The following is a 19,632-nucleotide window of genomic DNA, read 5'->3' as shown; positions in this document are numbered from 1 at the left end:
GCGTCGATCTGCTGCTGGCCGTCACGGGCCTGCTGCTGGCCGCTGTCGGCGGACTGCGCGGCCTGGCTGCACGAACGCGCCACTTCGTTGGCGGTGGCGACCATCTCGTGGAAGGCGGTCGAGACCATGTCCACCGCTTCGCGCTGGCGCCCGGCGGCTTCGCTCATGTCGGCGGAGACCCGGGTCGAGCTGCTGGAGGTGCTGAGGATCTGGCTGGCCGCCGTGCCGATGTGCTGGATCAGGCTGCGAATGGCGCCGAGGAACTGGTTGAACCAGCTGGCCAGCTGCGCGGTTTCGTCGCGGCCGCGGATTTCCAGGTTGCGGGTCAGGTCGCCTTCGCCCTGGGCGATGTCTTCCAGGCCATGGGTGACGCTGTTGATCGGGCGCACGATGAGCTTGGCGAAGGCCGCGCCGACCACCGCGAACACGGCGGCGAGGATCAGCGCCACGGCGCCGATCAGCCAGGTCAGGCGGGTGGTGGTCTGCATCACTTCGCTTTCGTGGATCAGGCCGATGAAGGTCCAGCCCAGTTGTTCGTCAGGGTAGACGTTGGCCATGAAGCGCTCGCCGTTGATCTCGACCTCGACCAGGCCTTTGCCGGCCTTGGCCAGCTCGGCATAGCCATCGCCAAAGCTGGAAAGCTGCTTGAAGTTGTGGCTGGCATCGCGGGGGTCGACCATCACGTTGCCGTTGTTTTCCATCAGGATCAGGTAGCCGCTTTCGCCCAGTTTGATCTGCTTGACGATCTCGGTCAGGCCTTTGAGCGACACGTCGATGTTGACCACACCGCCCGGGTTGCCCAGCTGGTTGGCCACGGCGCGCACGGTGCTGACCAGTACGGCGTCGTCACCGGCCCAATAGTAAGGCGCGGTACGCAGGGTCTTGCCAGGGTTGGCCATGGCGGCCTGGTACCAGGGGCGGGTGCGCGGGTCGTAGTTGGCCATTTTCGGATCGCCGGGCCAGAACGCATAGCCGCCGTCCTTCAGTCCGTAGGACACATAGGCGTAGTCCGGGTGGCTCTGGGCCAGGCGGCTGAACAGGTCGAACAGGACCTTGTCCTGCTCGCCAGGGGCAATGTTGGCGGCATCGGCGCTGATGTGCTTTTTCACGTTGTCGGCGCTGGCGGCCACCAACGGCTGCGCGGCGAGGTAGTCGACGTTCTGGGTGATGCCCTGGAAGAACAGGTTCATGGCGTTGCCGACCTGACGGATTTCCCGGCTGCTGTTGTCGAGGAAATCGTCACGGGCTTCACCGCGCAGGTTGACCACTACCAGGGTGGCGACGATGACGATGGGCAGGCCGGCAATGACGGCGAACGCCCAGGTCAGTTTTTGCTTGATGTTCATCCACGCTCCCAGATTATTTTTTTCGATACACGAGGCAGGTACTCAGGGCATCGGCAGCGTCTGGGTTTCTTGAAGGGAAATGCCCGTAATTATTGGATTAAACGGGTGTTTGAGGGGGAATCGGTCGGGGTTGGCTAATATGGCATACCAAGTGCAGCGATTGAGAGGCAAGGAGGCGTGGGAGCGGGCTTGCCCCGCGATCGGCCGGTTTGGCACGATCGCGGGGCAAGTCGCGGCGGCGCACCGCCACTCCCACGCACTGGCCTGGGTTCAGTGGCAGCAACCATTGGCCAGGTCCTTGAGGATCGGGCAATCCGGGCGGTCGTCGCCCTGGCAGTGGGCGATCAGCTCACCGAGGGTATCGCGCAGGTTGACCAGCTCTTCGATACGCCGGTTGAGCGCATCGATGTGCTGGGTGGCCAGCGCTTTCACGTCGGCGCTGGCCCGTTGGCGGTCCTGCCACAGGGTCAACAGTTTTGCCACTTCTTCCAGCGAGAAGCCCAGGTCACGCGAGCGCTTGATGAACGCCAGGCTGTGCAGGTCTTGCGGGCCGTAGAGGCGGTAGCCGCTGTCGCTGCGCCTGGCCGGGCGCAGCAGGCCGATGGATTCGTAGTAGCGGATCATCTTGGCGCTGAGCCCGCTGTGGCGGGCGGCCTGGCCGATGTTCATGGCGCCTCCTGGTCGGTGCCGGTGGGTTTCCAGGTTTTCAGCCACAGGGCATTGCTCACCACGCTGACGCTGGACAGGGCCATGGCGGCGCCGGCCAGCACCGGATTGAGGTAGCCAAAGGCTGCCAGGGGGATGCCGACCAGGTTGTAGATGAAGGCCCAGAACAGGTTCTGACGGATCTTCGCGTAGGTCTTGCGGCTGATCTCCAGCGCGGCGGGCACCAGGCGTGGGTCGCCGCGCATCAGGGTGATGCCGGCGGCCTGCATGGCCACGTCGGTACCACCGCCCATGGCGATGCCGATGTCGGCGGCGGCCAGGGCGGGGGCGTCGTTGATGCCGTCGCCGACCATGGCCACCACGCCATCCTGCTTGAGTTTGGCAACCGTGGCGGCCTTGTCGGCCGGCAACACTTCGGCATGCACATCGTCGATGCCCAGGGCGTCGGCGACGACCTTGGCGCTGCCACGGTTGTCGCCGGTCAGCAGGTGGCTGCTGATGCCACGGGCGTGCAGGGCGTCGATGGCCGGGGCCGCGCCGGGCTTGAGGCTGTCGCCGAAGGCGAACAGGCCCAGCACGCGGGGTTGGCTGCCCCGTTCGATCAGCCAGGACAGGGTGCGGCCCTCGGCCTCCCAGGCCTGGGCACTGGCCGCCAGCCCACCGGGCAGCAACTGGCTTTCATCGAGCAGGCGGCGATTGCCCAGCGCCAGATCGCGACCATTCACCAGGCCGGCAATACCTCGGCCGGTCAGGGACTGGCTGTCATTTACTTGTGGCACTTGCAAGCCTTGTTCGCTGCAGGCGTCGAGTACCGCTTTGGCCAGTGGGTGTTCGCTGCCGCGTTGCAAGGCCCCGGCCAGGCGCAGCAGCTCACCCTTGTCGCCACTGGCCGCCTGGCTGTGGACGATGCGCGGGCTGCCGGAGGTGAGGGTGCCGGTCTTGTCGAATACCACGCGGTTGACCGCATGGGCGCGTTCCAGTGCTTCGGCGTCCTTGATCAGGATGCCGTGGCGGGCGGCGACACCGGTGCCGGCCATGATCGCGGCGGGCGTGGCCAGGCCGAGGGCGCAGGGGCAGGCGATCACCAGCACGGCAACGGCGTTGATCAACGCGGTTTCCAGCGGCGCGCCGGCCAGCCACCAGCCCACCAGGGTGAGCAGCGCCAGCACCAGCACGGCGGGGACGAACACCTGGCTGACCCGGTCGACCAGTTTCTGGATCGGTGCCTTGGCTGCCTGGGCGTCCTCGACCAGGCGGATGATGCGCGCCAGCACGGTTTCGGTACCCAGTGCGCGGGTCTGCACCAGCAGCCGGCCCTCGCCGTTGATGGCGCCGCCGGTGACGGCATCGCCGGGTTGTTTGGGGACAGGCAGGCTTTCACCGCTGATCAGCGCTTCGTCGGCATGGCTGCTGCCTTCGAGCACTTCGCCGTCGACCGGGAAGCGCTCGCCAGGTTTGACCAGCACCAGGTCGCCCAGGCGCAGTTGGCTGATTGCCACGTCTTCTTCATGACCATCGACCACCCGCACCGCCCGCTCCGGGCGCAGGGCTTCGAGGGCGCGGATGGCGCTGGCTGTCTGGCGCTTGGCGCGGCTTTCCAGGTATTTGCCGAGCAGTACCAGGGCAATCACCACCGCCGAGGCTTCGAAATACAGGTGCGGCTCCATGCCGGCATGGGCATTGGCCCATTGGTACAGGCTCAGGCCGTAACCGGCGCTGGTGCCCAGGGCGACCAGCAGGTCCATGTTGCCGGCCCCGGCGCGCACGGCCTTCCAGGCGGCGACGTAGAAGCGTGCACCGAGGATGAACTGCACTGGTGTGGCCAGCAGGAACTGCGCCCAGGCCGGCAGCATCCAGTGCAGGCCGAACGGTTGCACCAGCATCGGCAGCACCAATGGCAGCGCCAGTAGCAGGGCGGCGCCGACGGCCAGGCGTTCGTTGCGCAAGCGGCGTTGCGCCTGGGCCAGGTCATCGTGTGCGGTGCGCGGCAGGGTGGCGCTGTAGCCGGCATGCTCCACCGCCGCGATCAGCACGGCGTCATCGACGGCCTGCAGCACTTCGAGGTGGGCGCGTTCGCTGGCCAGGTTGACGCTGATCTGCTCGACCCCCGGCACTTTGCCGAGGGCGCGCTCGACACGGCCGGCGCAACTGGCGCAGGTCATGCCGCCGATCTGCAGTTCGAGGGTGCGGGTGGGCACGCTGTAGCCTGCCTCGCGCACTGCGTCGACCAGCGCCGGCAGGCTGTCGGCCGGGGCCTGGACCCGGGCCTGTTCGGTGGCGAGGTTGACGCTGACCTGTTCTGCGCCAGTGACCTTGCGCAGCGCGCGCTCGACCCGACCTGCGCAGCTGGCGCAGGTCATGCCGGCGATCGGCAGGTCGAAGATGGTGGATGCGGGCATGGCTCTTTCCTCCGTGGACAAGCCAGCAGCATCAACCTTGCCATGCTGGCAAGGTCAATAGCCCAGGCTGGCTCGCTTGAGCACCAGGCCATTGTGCCCCATGGCAATGCGGTATTTGTTGATCTGGCCCGCCTGCAAGGTCAGGCGCGTGCTGCGTTGGTCCTCGATGCCGGGGGCGCAACCGGGGCTCTGCCCAGGTAGCAGGCGCAGGCGCACATCGATCGGGCCGGCGGGCAGGTTGAAGGAGGTCGACTGCTCCTGGAATACCCGGCCGGACAACTGATCGTTGAGGTAGATGCCGATCTCGCAATTGGTGGCCACTTCCAGGCGCTCCCGGGAAATGATCAGCACGCTGTAGTCCGAGTTGCCCTCGGCGCTGGCCGGTGGCACCACGGCCAGCGCACCGAGCAATCCGGCGAGGGTCAATGCGGTCCTGATCATGAAGAATCTCCTGCTTGGCAAAATCGTCAGAGGCGAAGCTTGGCCGAGCGGGGCGCGGATTTCCAGCCCGGCCGTTGCAGACGAAACTTGACCTTACCCCGATGGCAACCCTGAGACTGCGCAAAATCCTGAAGGAGGCAACACCCATGCAAGTGTTCAATGTGAAAGGCATGACCTGTGGTCACTGTGTGAAGGCCGTGACGCGTGCGGTGCAGGAGCTGGATTCGAAGGCACGTGTCGAAGTGGACCTGGCGGGTGCACAAGTGCGTGTGGAGAGCGCGCTCGGTGTGGAGCAAATCCTGACGGCGATCCGCGATGAGGGGTATCAGGCAAGCAGCGTCTGAAGATTGAGGGCCGAGGGGCAGTGTTGCACCCTTGGCCCTCATTTGCAGCGATCAGGAGTTGAACCAACGCTTGAGTGCCTGAAGCATCGATAGCAGGCTGTCGGCCAGTGCCTGGGTCGCTGGGTCGCTACCCTGAGAAATGCCGGTGCTGACCGGTTGGTCCGCTGCCGCGACGTTGTAGCGCAGGTAGCGTGAAATCCGGATTCGGTCAGTGCCAACGCTCATGGAATAGCTGATATAGACCAGCCTCCCTCTGTTCGCGGTGACCCATGCCTGGGGCACCGTGTAATCCAGATAGGGCTGACCGTTGTAACCGTAATGGAGTATTGGCGATTCCTGTTGCCAGCCCGACTCCGGGTGATACCAGCGCACTCTTACGGCCCAGGTAGTCTGCCCGCTCTTGGGAATCCGCAGGTTCAGCCCTTGCAGCGTGGGCGGTGGCATCGACTCGAAGGGTGGAGGATTGTCCTTGACGCGACATACGGTGTGCGTCGATGCCACGGGAGGAGCGCCCGTGGCGGTGACCACGGTGTAGTTGACGTTGGCCGACCCGCCGATGGTGTCGATGATCTCGGTATTGCGGATCTTGAACTCCATCGGGCCGATGGTGCCGACGGTCTTCGCTTCAGTGTTCCAATTGATGTTGTTGGCCCAGGTGACCCTCACGGAATGGCCTGGTTTCATGCCAGTGTAAGCGGGTACGACGATGGTGGCCTCGCCACCGCGGTTATCCAGCAACCAGTAGTAGTCGAGCTGACCGTTCTGCAGGTCGTTGACCGTGGGGGGAGGCAGAAATATCCCTTCGTCACCCTCCACGACCTGGAGCGTGACTGGGGATGACGACATCGTCCTGCCATTGCGCGTGACCACATAGGTCACGGTTACCTGGCGATCCTTGTTTTCCTGTGCCCATGCCAGATCGAGTGGGATTGGTAATGGGCCGGTCACCACGACCGGCTCGGTTTTCTGGCGTACGACGACCCCGCTCCAGACGACGGTCACCGTGTCGCCTTGTTCCATGCCGTAGTTGGAGATTCTGGCTTCAAGCTGGTTGAGCCCGTTCAGGTCGATCTGCGTGACGACGCTGCCATTGGCGATGACCTGGGGCGCGGGCAACTGCACCGGTACCTGGGTCGGTCGGGCCAGGCGTGAGTAGTTGTCGACGCTGTCGCGGATTTCATAGAACACCGGCAGGCTGGGTTGTGTTCCCGCCTGCATGAGCACATCCACCGGGATAGTCACTGTCTCGCCACCGTTAGGGTTGGTGACCTTGGGGTGAGCGACCGGAATGCTTCCCCAGGTGACGACCAGTTCATCCCCTGCTTCCTTGTTCAGCCACTGGGGGACTTGTACGGTGACCGAGGCGCTCAGGCTGGTGACAGGATTGGGAGTGACGACACAGGCTTGCAGGTTGTCGTTGAACGGAGGGTTCAGATCGGGCCCCGGCCCGCCGGGTACCAGGGTATTGACGGCGATGGTCCGCGTCAGGCTTGGCGTGGTGTTGCCGGCATCGGTGTCCGTGTATTCGTAGTAGACCGACCCTTGGGGCGGTTGGATGTAAAGAGTGGGGACGCTGAACTCCAGCCGTGGTTTGTCGATGTTCTCTGCGTTGATGTCGATGCGATCCACCTGCTGGTTGTTCCAGTACAAAATGGCCGAATCGCCGTTCCGGGGTGTGATCGGCATTCCCGCATGCAGCCTGATCGGACTTTTCAGCAGCTCGTAGCCGATGCCCAATCGCGGGTTGGCGGGCGAGTCATTCAGGTCGGTGAAGTAGAGTTCGGCAGCCGCTTTGATGCCTGGCCCTGTGGGGGACATGTTCATGTTTATCTCCTGCTGTCTGACATAGGCCAAAGGGACACAGGCCATCCAGGCCTGGGGCACGAGCCTGTACTGGGTCCTGGACGTTGATTGCGATCTTAGAAGTCAGCCGAGAGTGTGTAACCTGGCATTTCTGCTAGGTCTCAGGCGCTTGTTCGAGACGGATCGACCGTGCTTTGCCAGGTTTTGATAGCGTCCGCGAGCGGTACAGGTAGACTGGGCACTTGCTTAGCCTGCTATGGATTCCTGATGAACCTGCGAATGGTGCTGATCCTGGGCGCATTGAGTGCGTTCGGGCCCCTGGCGATCGACTTCTACCTGCCTGCCTTTCCGGCCATGGCTCAGGCGTTCGCCACCGATGAAAAACATGTCCAGACAACCCTGGCTGCCTATTTCCTGGGCCTCTCCCTTGGGCAACTGGCCTATGGGCCGGTGGCCGATCGCTTTGGTCGACGCAAGCCATTGCTGTTCGGTGTTGCGCTGTTCACCCTGGCCTCCCTGGCCTGTGCCTTCGCGCCGAACCTCGACACTTTGATACTGGCGCGGTTCGTCCAGGCGCTGGGCGGCTGTGCGGGCATGGTCTTGTCGCGGGCGATCGTCAGCGACAAGTGCGACCCGGTGGCCTCGGCCAAGGTGTTCTCGCAATTGATGCTGGTGATGGGACTGGCGCCGATCCTGGCGCCGATGCTCGGTGGCGTGCTGGTGAACGTGGCCGGCTGGCAATCGATCTTCCTCGCCTTGAGCCTGTTCAGCGGCCTGTGCCTGCTGGCCGTTGGCCTGGGCTTGCCGGAAAGCCTGCCGACGCATGTGCCGCGCCAACCCTTGTCTGGCGCCTTGCGCCAGTACCTGCGGTTACTGGCTGACCGGGCTTTTGTTGGCCATGCGCTGACCGGTGGCATCGCCATTGCCGGGATGTTCGCCTATATCGCCGGTTCGCCGTTCGTTTTCATCAAGCTGTACGGCGTAGCGCCGGAGCACTATGGCTGGCTGTTCGGTAGCAACGCCGCAGGGTTCATCCTCATGGCCCAGGTCAATGCCCGCTTGCTGGCCAAGCGTGGCCCGGCCTTCCTGCTGGCCCGCGCGGTGTGGTTGTACCTGGCGGCTGCCTTGCTACTGCTGGCGGTGGCGGCACTGCACCCGGCCGCACTGTGGCCGTTGCTGGTACCGCTGTTCGTGTGCATCTCCAGCCTGGGATGCATCATTCCCAACGCCTCGGCCTGCGCCATGAGCGGGCAAGGTGCGCGGGCCGGCAGTGCCTCGGCGTTGATGGGTTGCCTGCAGTTCAGCGTCGCCGCCGGTGCGGCGGCGTTGGTTGGCGTGCTACACGACGGCAGCGCGGTGCCCATGGCGCTGGTGATCAGCCTGTGCGGCGCGCTGGTGGTCAGTGTCGAAGTGCTGACCCGACGCTTGCAGGCCAAGCGCTCTGCGTGAGCGGGTGGGGGGCATTGAGCCGCGTTTCCAGCAGGGCGACGAAGGCACGCGCTTCGCTTTCGCTGCGAAAACTCACGACGTGCTGATCAAGCTGGACCTGCCACGGGCAATTGGGGTTTCGGTTCGACGCACAGACGACAATCTTCATCGCGATCCACCTCCAGTGAGCGAGCGCCGATGAAGTTTAGCGCCGCCCAAGGCGCTCGCCATGACCGATATCAGTACTCGGACTGACGGTCATGGCGGGCAGGAGCCGGGAAGCTTTCTGGTTTGATGCCCGAAAGTTATGTAGGGCACTGTCGGTATTGTCGGGCGATGCAACTGGGGCGGCTGGCCGTTGCAGGCTTTGGGCGCTGTGGCACGGGGGAAAAGGCCTTGCCAAGTGCCTGCCGCCGACCGTGACAGCCAGGTGCTCCCCTCTACGGCTGCGCTCCACCAGTGGCAGGGCGCGTGCTTTCACGCGGCTTATACTGCTCCCGGCAGCCAGTGCCAGCCAGAGATACTTCCCCGCCAGAAGGGCGAACCAGCGCTCAGGGATGTGCAGGGGTATCGCACCATTCGCCGATCATTCATCGACACCCTAGTCTGGGCCACCTTGATGAGACCGGCAGGTTCGCTCTGGTTTTTCGGACGAGAACTTTCAGGGAGCTTCAGGTTGATGAACGCAGTCCACAGTATCAGCCAGGCCGCCGGCCTGATGGCAGAACCCAAACGCAGTGCCATGTTATGGGCACTGATCGATGGTACTCCGCGTGCGGCGGACGAGCTGGCGAGCATGACCAGCCTGAGCGTCTCCTCGGCCTGTTCGCACCTGACCCTGCTGGCTGGCGCAGGCTTGCTGCGGCTGGAAATTCGCGGGCGCAAACGCTTCTACCGTCTGGCCAACCCAGAGGTGATAGCGGCGGTGGAGGCGTTGGCCAGCGTGCAGCTCGAGAGCCGTGCGGGAGCCCACGCCGGCTCGCCGCGGCAGATACCACTGTCCATGCGCAAGGCGCGTCTGTGCGGCGATCACCTGGGCGGCGAAGTGGTTGCCGAGCTATACCAGCGCCTGCTTGCCGCCGGATGGCTGGAAGGCAGCGAGCAGCAACTGTTCGTGAGCCAGGAAGGCCGGCTACGGCTGCAGGCGATGGGGCTATACATCGATGCGCTGGCACCGGGGCAGCCACGTGATTGTGTGATCTGCCATTGCAGCGAATGGAGCGATCAGGGGCCGCACCTTGGCGGTAGCCTGGGGCAGGCCCTGCTCAAACTGTTCGTGCAGTCGGGCTGGGTGCGTGAACAGGAAGGTAGCCGGGCGGTGCATGTTACCCCGCTCGGCCTTCAGCAGATCAACGGTATCGCAAGCCTTCCTGCCCGGCAGGTGGGTTAGCCTGCCAGGCGGGCGTCCAGGCTGTTCTGCGCCAGGCGACGAGCCTGGTCCTGGGTCATGCCCAGGTGCTGGTGCAGGGCGTGGAAGTTTTCGGTGACGTAACCACCGAAATAGGCCGGGTCATCGGAGTTGACCGTGACCTTCACACCGCGCTCGAGCATGTCGAGGATGTTGTGCTGGCTCATGTGGTCGAACACGCACAGCTTGGTGTTGGACAGTGGGCAGACGGTCAGCGGGATCTGTTCGTCGATGATGCGCTGCATCAGGCGCTCATCTTCGATGGCGCGCACGCCATGGTCGATGCGCTTGATCTGGAGCAGGTCGAGGGCTTCCCAGATGTACTCGGGCGGGCCTTCCTCGCCGGCATGGGCCACGGCCACGAAACCTTCGCTGCGGGCGCGGTCGAACACGCGCTGGAACTTGCTCGGCGGGTGGCCTTTTTCCGAACTGTCCAGGCCCACGGCGATGAAGGCGTCGCGGAAGGGCAGGGCCATGTCGAGGGTCTTCTGCGCTTCGTCTTCGCTCAGGTGGCGCAGGAAACTGAGGATCAGGCCGCTGCTGATGCCCAGTTGTTGGCGGCCATCCTTGAGCGCCCGGTTGATGCCGCTCAGTACCACTTCGAAGGGGATGCCACGGTCGGTGTGGGTCTGCGGGTCGAAGAAGGGCTCGGTGTGGATAACGTTCTGCGCCTTGCAGCGTTGCAGGTAGGCCCAGGTCAGGTCATAGAAGTCCTGCTCGGTGCGCAGTACGTCGGCGCCCTGGTAATAGAGGTCGAGGAATTCCTGCAGGTTGTTGAAGGCGTAGGCGCTGCGCAGGGTTTCCACATCCGCCCAGGGCAGGGCGATCTTGTTGCGTTCAGCCAGGGCGAACAGCAGTTCGGGCTCCAGCGAGCCCTCCAGGTGCATGTGCAGTTCCGCCTTGGGAAGGGCGTTCAGCCAGTCATACATGTGTGCAATCTCGATCAGGTACGGTTGGCCGCCATTCTACAGGGCCCGGCCGGGCAATGCGCCCACCCGGGCCTGTATCGCCCGGGGCTTACCAGATCAGTGCTTCGCCCTTGTAGTTGATGAAGCGCAGGCCGCCGTTGCCGCTTTGGGCCTTGATCTGCTCAAGCATGCCACGGGTGCTGGTGAGCACGTCGATCTCGGCGTTCTCGCCGCCCATGTCGGTCTTCACCCAGCCCGGGTGCATGGCCAGCACGCACAGGTCGGGGCGCTGCAGCTCGACCACGAAGCTGTTGATCATCGAGTTGAGCGCGGCCTTGCTGGCCTTGTACAGGCAGATCTCGCCGCCGTCGGGGATGGTCACGCTGCCCAGGATCGAGCTCATGAACGCCAGCACGCCGGTGCCTTCACGCACTTGGCCGGCCAGGCGCCGGGCGACGCGGATAGGGGCCACGGCGTTGGTCATGAACAGGTCGCCGATCTGCGGTACCTGGACGCTCTCCAGGTCCTGCGGCAGCGGGCCCATTACGCCGGCGTTGACGAACACCAGGTCGAAAACTTCGCCGTGCAGGCGTTGCTTGAGGCCATCGAGCTGGGCGGTGTCGTTCATCTCCAGGCGCTCGATACGCACGCCCGCTACCTCGCCGAGGGCGCCGGGCTGCTGTGGATCACGTACGGTGGCGATGATGTTCCAACCATCTTCGCGCAGGCGTTGTACCAGGCCCAGGCCGAGGCCTCGGGAGGCGCCGATGATCAGGGCGGTCTTGTTCGCGGTCATTGCGATGCTCCTTGATTGGGTGAAACGAGTGGCTGCTCGCCCCATGGCAAAGTGTGGGCGCCCTCATATGCGCAGGGCGTGGATGAGGAGCATATCCCAGTAATGCGTCGCAGGCCTGTGCGGCCGATGAGGGCTGTACAAAAAATGAACAGCTCGCTGCGCAGCCGATGGAATCGGGCTTTGGCTGACTGGCTAACGGGTTATCCACAGGCTGCTCCACAGTTATTGTGCGCAAGCAAATTGCCGCTGAAACGCTGGTTTCAGTGCGTAGCTGTGTTCAAGGTTGGGGATAACTCACCGGGTTTCAGTGACTTGGGTCACCGTCACATGATTGTGATCAAAATATGATCAAAGCGCTGCGAGCCTTGGAGCGCAAGGCCTGGGCAAGAATGCCCCAAGCTTATCCACAGGCGGGCCCACAGTAGTTGTGGGCAACGCTCAGCAGCGTTCCAACAGGATGCGCCCGCGGCTCAGGTCGGCCAGTTGTTGTTGCAGGGTGTGCTGGTGTGTATCGCCCAGTGCGATATGCAGGTCGACGCCATTGGCGGTGAATTGTTCGTCCAGCACCAGGCCGTCTACCTCCGCCAGGCGCAGCTTGACCAGTGCCAGCTCACTGAAGGTACAGCTGCAGGTAAATTCGCTGCGCTGCACCAGCAGTCGTTTGGGCGCTTGCTGCAGGCATTTGTTGGCGCCGCCGCCGTAAGCGCGGGCCAGGCCACCGGTGCCCAGTTGGATGCCGCCGTACCAGCGGATCACCAGTACCACCACCTGGTCGCAATCCTGTGCCTCGATGGCGGCGAGGATAGGGCGCCCGGCGGTGCCACCTGGTTCACCGTCGTCACTGCTGCGGTACTGGCCACCGAGCTTCCAGGCCCAGCAGTTGTGGGTGGCCGCCAGGTCGCTGTGGCGTTCGATGAAGGCCATTGCCTCGGCAGGGCTGGCGATCGGGCCGGCCAGGGTGATGAAACGGCTCTTGCGGATTTCCTCGCGGAACTCGCAGAGGTCGAGCAGGGTAGAAGGCATAGGTCCGGGTCAGGCGGGCGTGTTGATGCCGCAGCCTTTGAGAATGATGTGGATAAGATTGTTGCTCGCGTCTTCCATGTCCTGCTTGGTCAGGCGGCTGCGGCCGGTGACCTGGCAGATCTGGGTGGCGAAGTCGGCGTAGTGCTGGGTGCTGCCCCACAGCAGGAAGATCAGGTGCACGGGGTCGACCCGGTCCATCTTGCCGGCCTCCATCCAGGCCTGGAATACCGCGGCGCGGCCACGGAACCATTCACGGTAGTCGGCGCTGAAGTATTCGGTGAGGCACTCGCCGCCGCTGATCACTTCCATGGCGAAGATCCGCGAGGCCTGCGGGTTGCGCCGGGAGAACTCCATCTTGGTGCGGATGTACTGGCTCAGCGCTTCGCCGGGGTCGTCGTCGACGCTCAAGGCGTTGAAGGTGCTGTCCCACAGTTCGATGATGTTGCTCAGCACCGCGATGTACAGGCCCAGCTTGTTGGTGAAGTAGTAGTGCAGGTTGGCCTTGGGCAGCCCAGCCTTGAGCGCGATGGTGTTCATGCTCGTGCCCTTGTAGCCGTGGCGGGCGAATTCGTCTTCGGCGGCCTGGATGATGGCCTGCTCGTTCTTCTGGCGGATGCGGCCGGCGGGCTTGCCCGAGGCGGGGGAGCGATGCGCAGGGACTTCTAGGGTCATGGACGATTCCGGACGGGTCGTTACGAATGTTCGACAGATTACCTGCCTGTGCCGAAGTGACAAGCATTTGCGGCCTGGATAAGTATCAACGTGTCGCAGCCAGGCTCTCGAGGAAGCTTTCCAGTACCAGGTTGGGACGTCGGCCTTTGCGCGTAACCCAGCTCAGGCCCAGGTCATAGAAGCGTTGCGCGGGCTTGAGCGCGCGAAGGCGGCCTTGCTGCACCCAGAAGCTGGCGTAGTGGTCGGGCAGGTAACCGATATAGCGCCCGGTGAGGATCAGGAAGGCCATGCCTTCGCGGTCCGAGGCACTGGCGGTGCAGTGCAGCGCCTGGTAGTGCGCCTGGATGTCGGCGGGTAGGCGGAAGGTCGGGGCGATGGCGTCCTGGCTGTTGAGGCGCTCGTCGTCGATCTGCTGGTCATCGGCGTAGAACAGCGGGTGGCCGACGGCGCAGTAGAGCAGCGAGCGCTCGCTGTACAGCGGTTGGTACTCCAGGCCCGACAGCGGGCTGGTCTGCGGCACCACGCCGACGTGCAGGCTGCCGTCGAGCACGCCTTGTTCGACCTGGCTGGGGGCGATCATGCGGATCTGGATTCGCACGTCGGGGCCGCGGTCCTTCAGTTCGGCCAGGGCGTGGGTGATGCGCATGTGCGGCAAGGTCACCAGATTGTCGGTGAGGCCGATGTTCAGCTCGCCGCGCAAATGCTGGTGCAGGCCATTGACCTCGGTGCGGAACGATTCCAGGGCGCTGAGCAACTGCAAGGCCGAGTGGTACACCTCACGGCCCTCTTCGGTGAGCGAGAAACCGGCGCGCCCGCGTTGGCAGAGGCGCAGGCCCAGACGCTGCTCGAGGTCGTTCATCTGCTGGCTGATCGCCGAGCGGCCGATACCCAGCACGTTCTCTGCCGCGGAGAAACCGCCGCATTCCACCACGCTACGGTAGATCTTCAGCAAACGAATATCGAAATCACTGACTTGGGCGAGGGGATCGGGGCGTCGGCTCATATGTTTAGTTATCTGCTGACTGAAGATTAGAAATGTTGGGTTTTCCGGACTTTATCCCCGTGCGAATTTAGCTGCAACAACATCCATCGTTGCCTAATCGTCTTCCGAGGAACCGCCGATGAACATGCCCGAAACCGCCCATTCCGGCCTGGCCAGCCAGCTCAAGCTGGATGCCCACTGGATGCCCTACACCGCCAACCGTAACTTCCACCGCGACCCGCGCCTGATCGTGGCGGCAGAGGGCAACTACCTGGTCGATGACAAGGGCCGCAAGATCTTCGACGCTTTGTCGGGGCTGTGGACCTGCGGCGCCGGGCATACCCGCAAGGAAATCAGCGAAGCGGTGGCCCGCCAGGTGGCGACGCTCGACTACTCCCCGGCCTTCCAGTTCGGTCACCCGCTGTCGTTCCAGCTGGCCGAAAAAATTGCCAACCTGGTGCCAGGTGACCTGAACCACGTGTTCTACACCAACTCCGGCTCCGAATGCGCCGACACCGCGCTGAAGATGGTCCGTGCCTACTGGCGCCTGAAGGGCCAGGCCACCAAGACCAAGATCATCGGCCGTGCCCGTGGCTACCACGGTGTGAACATCGCTGGCACCAGCCTGGGCGGCGTCAACGGCAACCGCAAGATGTTCGGCCAGCTGCTGGACGTCGACCACCTGCCTCATACCGTGCTGCCGGCCAACGCCTTCAGCAAGGGCATGCCGGAGGAGGGCGGTATCGCCCTGGCCGACGAGATGCTCAAGCTGATCGAACTGCACGATGCCTCGAACATCGCCGCAGTGATCGTCGAGCCACTGGCCGGTTCCGCAGGCGTGCTGCCACCGCCGAAGGGTTACCTGAAGCGTCTGCGTGAGATCTGCACGCAGCACAATATCCTGCTGATCTTCGACGAAGTCATCACCGGCTTTGGCCGCATGGGCGCCATGACCGGTGCTGAGGCCTTCGGCGTGACCCCAGACCTGATGTGCATCGCCAAGCAGGTCACCAACGGCGCCATCCCGATGGGCGCAGTGATCGCCACTGGCGAGATCTACCAGACCTTCATGAACCAGCCGACCCCTGAGTACGCGGTGGAATTCCCCCACGGCTACACCTACTCGGCGCACCCGGTCGCCTGCGCCGCCGGTATCGCCGCGCTGGACCTGCTGCAGAAAGAGAACCTGGTGCAGTCCGCCGCCGAACTTGCGCCGCACTTCGAGAAGCTGCTGCATGGAGTGAAGGGCACCAAGAACATCGTAGATATCCGCAACTACGGCCTGGCCGGCGCGATCCAGATTGGGGCGCGTGACGGTGATGCCATCGTCCGCCCTTACGAGGCCGCGATGAAGCTGTGGCAAGCCGGCTTCTATGTGCGTTTCGGCGGCGACACCCTGCAGTTCGGGCCAACCTTCAATACCCAGCCGCAGGAGCTGGACCGCCTGTTCGACGCGGTAGGCGAAACCCTCAACAAAATCGACTGATCTTTCTGATTCTGATGCCAGGCGCGTGAACGACACGGGCCTGGCACTACCTTCTTTATCTGGAGTTCTGCATGAGCATTGTTCAGCACCTGATCCACGGCGAGCTGGTCACCAAGGGCGAGCGCACCGCCGATGTCTTCAACCCGTCTACCGGCCAGGCCGTGCGCAAGGTCGAGCTGGCCAGCCGTGCCACTGTCCAGGAAGCCATCGATTCGGCCAAGGCCGCCTTCCCGGCCTGGCGCAACACCCCACCAGCCAAGCGCGCCCAGGTGATGTTCCGTTTCAAGCAGCTGCTTGAGCAGAACGAAGCGAAGATCTCGCAGATGATCAGCGAGGAGCACGGCAAGACGCTGGAAGACGCTGCCGGCGAACTGAAGCGCGGTATCGAGAACGTCGAGTTCGCCTGCGCTGCGCCAGAAGTACTGAAGGGTGAGTACAGCCGCAACGTTGGCCCGAACATCGATGCATGGTCCGACTTCCAGCCGCTGGGCGTGGTGGCTGGTATCACCCCGTTCAACTTCCCGGCCATGGTGCCGCTATGGATGTACCCACTGGCCATCGCCTGCGGCAACGCATTCATCCTCAAGCCGTCCGAGCGCGACCCGAGCTCTACCCTCTATATTGCCCAGCTGTTGCTGGAAGCCGGCCTGCCCAAGGGCATCCTCAATGTGGTGCACGGCGACAAGGAAGCGGTCGATGCGCTGATCGAGGCGCCGGAGGTGAAAGCCCTGAGCTTCGTCGGTTCGACCCCGATTGCCGAGTACATCTATGCCGAGGGCACCAAGCGCGGCAAGCGCGTCCAGGCCTTGGGCGGAGCGAAGAACCATGCCGTGCTGATGCCGGATGCTGACCTCGACAACGCGGTGAGCGCGCTGATGGGGGCTGCCTATGGTTCTTGCGGCGAGCGCTGCATGGCCATTTCGGTGGCCGTGTGTGTGGGGGACCAGGTGGCCGATGCCCTGATTGCCAAGCTCGAGCCACAGATCAAGGCGCTGAAGATCGGTGCCGGCACGTCCTGTGGCCTGGACATGGGGCCGCTGGTGACTGCCGCAGCGCGTGACAAGGTGCTGGGTTACATTGACGACGGCGTCGCCGCTGGTGCCCGGCTGGTGGTCGATGGCCGTGGCTTGCGTGTGGCGGGTAACGAAGATGGCTATTTCGTCGGAGGCACCCTGTTCGACAAGGTCACCCCCGAGATGCGCATCTATAAGGAAGAGATCTTCGGGCCGGTACTGTGCGTGGTGCGGGTGAACAGCCTGGAGCAGGCCATGCAGTTGATCAACGATCATGAGTATGGCAACGGGACCTGTATCTTCACCCGTGACGGTGAAGCGGCGCGGCTGTTCTGCGACGAAATCGAAGTGGGCATGGTCGGGGTCAACGTGCCGCTGCCGGTGCCGGTGGCGTATCACAGCTTCGGTGGCTGGAAGCGTTCGCTGTTCGGTGACCTGCATGCCTATGGGCCAGACGGTGTGCGTTTCTATACCCGTCGCAAGGCGATCACCCAGCGCTGGCCGCAGCGCGCCAGCCACGAGGCGTCGCAGTTCGCGTTCCCTAGCCTGTAAGCGCGGTTGCTATATAAAAGCGGGGAGGCCGACAGGCCTCCCCGCTTTGTTTTCAGGCAAATGAAGCTTTCTTGAAATTAAAGGTTGACGGGGTTTCAGATCCCCTTATAATGCGCCCCACTTCCAGCGACAACGGAACGCAAAACTCCTTGAAATTCAACGAGTTAAGCGAATCGAAAGCTCCGGAGGCGTTTCGGTCTCAGGATCGGCAGCGGTGAAAAAGGCAGTTGACAGCAGGTTGTAACGCTGTATGATTCGCCTCCCGCTACGAGAGATCGCAGCGAGTTAAGCGGTTGAAGCTAAACGAGTTTCTCGGAAGAACTTCAAAAAATAACGCTTGACAGCCAATGAGGAAGCGTAGAATGCGCGCCTCGGTTGAGACGAAAAGCTCTTAGCCAAACGCTCTTTAATAAATTGAATCAAGCAATTCGTGTGGGTGCTTGTGAGTACGGACTGATAGTCAAAAAGATTATCAGCATCACAAGTGGCCATGCGAGAAATCACATAGTCATTTGAGATTGCTGAGCCAAGTTTAGGGTTTTAAAAACCCAAGCAGTATTGAACTGAAGAGTTTGATCATGGCTCAGATTGAACGCTGGCGGCAGGCCTAACACATGCAAGTCGAGCGGATGAGAAGAGCTTGCTCTTCGATTCAGCGGCGGACGGGTGAGTAATGCCTAGGAATCTGCCTGGTAGTGGGGGACAACGTTTCGAAAGGAACGCTAATACCGCATATACGTCCTACGGAGAAAGCAGGGGACCTTCGGGCTTGCGCTATCAGATGAGCCTAGGTCGGATTAGCTAGTTGGTGAGGTAATGGCTCACCAAGGCGACGATCCGTAACTGGTCTGAGAGGATGATCAGTCACACTGGAACTGAGACACGGTCCAGACTCCTACGGGAGGCAGCAGTGGGAATATTGGACAATGGGCGAAAAGCCTGATCCAGCCATGCCGTGTGTGTGAAGAAGGTCTTCGGATTGTAAAGCACTTTAAGTTGGGAGGAAGGGCAGTAAGTTAATACCTTGCTGTTTTGACGTTACCGACAGAATAAGCACCGGCTAACTCTGTGCCAGCAGCCGCGGTAATACAGAGGTGCAAGCGTTAATCGGAATTACTGGGCGTAAAAGCGCGCGTAGGTGGTTCGTTAAGTTGGATGTGAAAGCCCCGGGCTCAACCTGGGAACTGCATCCAAAACTGGCGAGCTAGAGTATGGTAGAGGGTGGTGGAATTTCTGTGTGTTTGAAATGCGTAGATATAGGAAGGAACACCAGTGGCGAAGGCGACCACCTGGACTGATACTGACACTGAGGTGCGAAAGCGTGGGGAGCAAACAGGATTAGATACCCTGGTAGTCCACGCCGTAAACGATGTCAACTAGCCGTTGGAATCCTTGAGATTTTAGTGGCGCAGCTAACGCATTTAAGTTGACCGCCTGGGGGGTACGGCCGCAAGGTTAAAACTCAAATGAATTGACGGGGGCCCGCACAAGCGGTGGAGCATGTGGTTTAATTCGAAGCAACGCGAAGAACCTTACCAGGCCTTGAACATGCAGAGAACTTTCCAGAGATGGATTGGTGCCTTCGGGAACTCTGAGACAGGTGCTGCATGGCTGTCGTCAGCTCGTGTCGTGAGATGTTGGGTTAAGTCCCGTAACGAGCGCAACCCTTGTCCTTAAGTTACCAGCACGTTATGGTGGGGCACTCTAAGGAGACTGCCGGTGACAAACCGGAGGAAGAGGTGGGGAGTGACGTCAAGTCTCATCATGGCTTACGGCCTGGCTACACACGTGCTACAATGGGTCGGGTACAGAGGGTTGCCAACCGCGAGGTGGAGCTAATCTCACAAATACCGATCGTGAGTCCGGATCGCAGTCTGCAACTCGACCGTGGTGAAAGTCGGAATCGCTAGTAATCGCAAATCAGAATGTTGCGGTGAATACGTTCCCGGGCCTTGTACACACCGCCCGTCACACCATGGGGTTGCACCAGAAAGTAGCTAGTCTAACCTTCGGGAGGACGGTTTTACCACGGTGTGATTCATTCGGGTGAAGTCGTAACAAGGTAGCCGTAGGGGAACCTGCGGCTGGATCACCTCCTTAATCGACGACATCAGCCTGCTGATGAGCTCCCACACGAATTGCTTGATTCATTGTGTAAAGACGATGCTGTAACGCGACCCTGTATAGGTCTGTAGCTCAGTTGGTTAGAGCGCACCCCTGATAAGGGTGAGGTCGGCAGTTCAAATCTGCCCAGACCTACCAATTACTTGGTGCGGCTGGTCAAATGGGGCCATAGCTCAGCTGGGAGAGCGCCTGCCTTGCACGCAGGAGGTCAGCGGTTCGATCCCGCTTGGCTCCACCACTC

15 protein-coding genes, 2 tRNA genes, 1 rRNA gene and 1 pseudogene are annotated in these 19,632 nt (G+C 62.4%); 8 read left to right on the top strand and 11 right to left on the bottom strand.

From position 1 onward, the window contains the following. Positions 1-257 precede the first annotated feature (257 nt). From EJA05_RS28955 to EJA05_RS24815, 4 genes and pseudogenes are all read right to left on the bottom strand, one after another. A pseudogene (locus tag EJA05_RS28955) lies at positions 258-1,190 on the bottom strand (HAMP domain-containing protein); the annotation flags it as partial. A 426-nt stretch (positions 1,191-1,616) separates the two neighbouring features. Next, a complete protein-coding gene (gene cueR / locus EJA05_RS24825; RefSeq protein ID WP_125860516.1) occupies positions 1,617-2,015 on the bottom strand; it encodes a Cu(I)-responsive transcriptional regulator in 399 nt (132 codons plus the stop codon). Continuing rightward, on the bottom strand, positions 2,012-4,411 hold the full coding sequence (locus EJA05_RS24820; RefSeq protein WP_125860514.1) for a heavy metal translocating P-type ATPase: 2,400 nt from the start codon (positions 4,409-4,411) through the stop codon (positions 2,012-2,014). The genes cueR and EJA05_RS24820 overlap by 4 nt, the downstream gene beginning before the upstream one ends. Positions 4,412-4,465: 54 nt before the next feature. Then, complete coding sequence (locus tag EJA05_RS24815; protein WP_125465659.1) at positions 4,466-4,852, bottom strand: hypothetical protein; 387 nt, start codon at positions 4,850-4,852, stop codon at positions 4,466-4,468. A 146-nt stretch (positions 4,853-4,998) separates the two neighbouring features. Here EJA05_RS24815 and EJA05_RS24810 point away from each other — a divergent pair, with 146 nt between their 5' ends. Next, positions 4,999-5,196 (top strand): cation transporter, encoded by a 198-nt coding sequence (locus EJA05_RS24810; RefSeq protein ID WP_125860512.1) that lies wholly within the window; start codon positions 4,999-5,001, stop codon positions 5,194-5,196. A gap of 51 nt (positions 5,197-5,247) precedes the next feature. Here the strand turns inward: EJA05_RS24810 and EJA05_RS24805 are convergent, their stop codons facing one another. Further along, the gene (locus EJA05_RS24805; RefSeq protein WP_125860510.1) at positions 5,248-7,020 is read right to left on the bottom strand and encodes a hypothetical protein; all 1,773 of its coding nucleotides are present in this window, start codon (positions 7,018-7,020) and stop codon (positions 5,248-5,250) included. 246 nt (positions 7,021-7,266) lie between these two features. On the opposite strand from EJA05_RS24805, the gene EJA05_RS24800 reads away from it, so the two are divergent. Next, a complete protein-coding gene (locus tag EJA05_RS24800) occupies positions 7,267-8,448 on the top strand; it encodes a multidrug effflux MFS transporter (protein ID WP_125860508.1) in 1,182 nt (393 codons plus the stop codon). Here EJA05_RS24800 and EJA05_RS28525 read toward each other — a convergent pair. Beyond that, positions 8,399-8,596, bottom strand: a complete 198-nt coding sequence (locus EJA05_RS28525; protein ID WP_125465656.1) for a hypothetical protein — start codon at positions 8,594-8,596, stop codon at positions 8,399-8,401. The two genes, EJA05_RS24800 and EJA05_RS28525, sit on opposite strands and share 50 nt — an antisense overlap. A 510-nt stretch (positions 8,597-9,106) precedes the next feature. Between EJA05_RS28525 and EJA05_RS24790 the strand changes: the two genes are divergently transcribed. After that, positions 9,107-9,817: an ArsR/SmtB family transcription factor gene (locus tag EJA05_RS24790; RefSeq protein WP_125465655.1), complete on the top strand. Its 711-nt coding sequence runs from the start codon at positions 9,107-9,109 to the stop codon at positions 9,815-9,817. Here the strand turns inward: EJA05_RS24790 and EJA05_RS24785 are convergent. The 5 genes from EJA05_RS24785 to EJA05_RS24765 all read right to left on the bottom strand — a co-directional run bounded on the left by EJA05_RS24785 (position 9,814) and on the right by EJA05_RS24765 (position 14,237). Then, entirely contained in the window at positions 9,814-10,764 is a 951-nt protein-coding gene (locus tag EJA05_RS24785) for an adenosine deaminase (protein ID WP_125860506.1), read from the bottom strand. The genes EJA05_RS24790 and EJA05_RS24785 overlap by 4 nt on opposite strands. A gap of 88 nt (positions 10,765-10,852) precedes the next feature. After that, a complete protein-coding gene (locus EJA05_RS24780; RefSeq protein WP_125860504.1) occupies positions 10,853-11,539 on the bottom strand; it encodes an SDR family oxidoreductase in 687 nt (228 codons plus the stop codon). Positions 11,540-11,977: 438 nt separating this feature from the next. Continuing rightward, the gene (locus EJA05_RS24775) at positions 11,978-12,562 is read right to left on the bottom strand and encodes an IMPACT family protein (protein WP_125860503.1); all 585 of its coding nucleotides are present in this window, start codon (positions 12,560-12,562) and stop codon (positions 11,978-11,980) included. Positions 12,563-12,571: 9 nt separating this feature from the next. Further along, positions 12,572-13,234, bottom strand: a complete 663-nt coding sequence (locus tag EJA05_RS24770; RefSeq protein WP_125465651.1) for a TetR/AcrR family transcriptional regulator — start codon at positions 13,232-13,234, stop codon at positions 12,572-12,574. 85 nt (positions 13,235-13,319) lie between these two features. Further along, positions 13,320-14,237, bottom strand: coding sequence for a LysR family transcriptional regulator (locus tag EJA05_RS24765; protein ID WP_110992892.1), 918 nt, complete (start codon positions 14,235-14,237; stop codon positions 13,320-13,322). Positions 14,238-14,355: 118 nt separating this feature from the next. On the opposite strand from EJA05_RS24765, the gene EJA05_RS24760 reads away from it, so the two are divergent. The 5 genes from EJA05_RS24760 (at position 14,356) to EJA05_RS24740 (ending at position 19,629) form a co-directional block, all read left to right on the top strand. Continuing rightward, positions 14,356-15,702, top strand: a complete 1,347-nt coding sequence (locus EJA05_RS24760; protein WP_125465650.1) for an aspartate aminotransferase family protein — start codon at positions 14,356-14,358, stop codon at positions 15,700-15,702. Positions 15,703-15,773: 71 nt separating this feature from the next. Further along, positions 15,774-17,267 carry a CoA-acylating methylmalonate-semialdehyde dehydrogenase gene (locus EJA05_RS24755; RefSeq protein WP_110992890.1) on the top strand — a complete coding sequence of 498 codons (1,494 nt, stop codon included), beginning with the start codon at positions 15,774-15,776 and terminating at the stop codon, positions 17,265-17,267. A gap of 560 nt (positions 17,268-17,827) precedes the next feature. Beyond that, a 16S ribosomal RNA gene (locus EJA05_RS24750) occupies positions 17,828-19,367 on the top strand. Between the two features lie 85 nt (positions 19,368-19,452). After that, a tRNA-Ile gene (locus EJA05_RS24745) sits at positions 19,453-19,529 on the top strand. 24 nt (positions 19,530-19,553) lie between these two features. Further along, positions 19,554-19,629, top strand: a tRNA-Ala gene (locus EJA05_RS24740). Positions 19,630-19,632 lie beyond the last annotated feature (3 nt).

This window comes from Pseudomonas oryziphila, assembly GCF_003940825.1.
GTDB lineage: Bacteria > Pseudomonadota > Gammaproteobacteria > Pseudomonadales > Pseudomonadaceae > Aquipseudomonas > Aquipseudomonas sichuanensis.
This window is presented reverse-complemented; position numbering and strand designations above follow the sequence as displayed.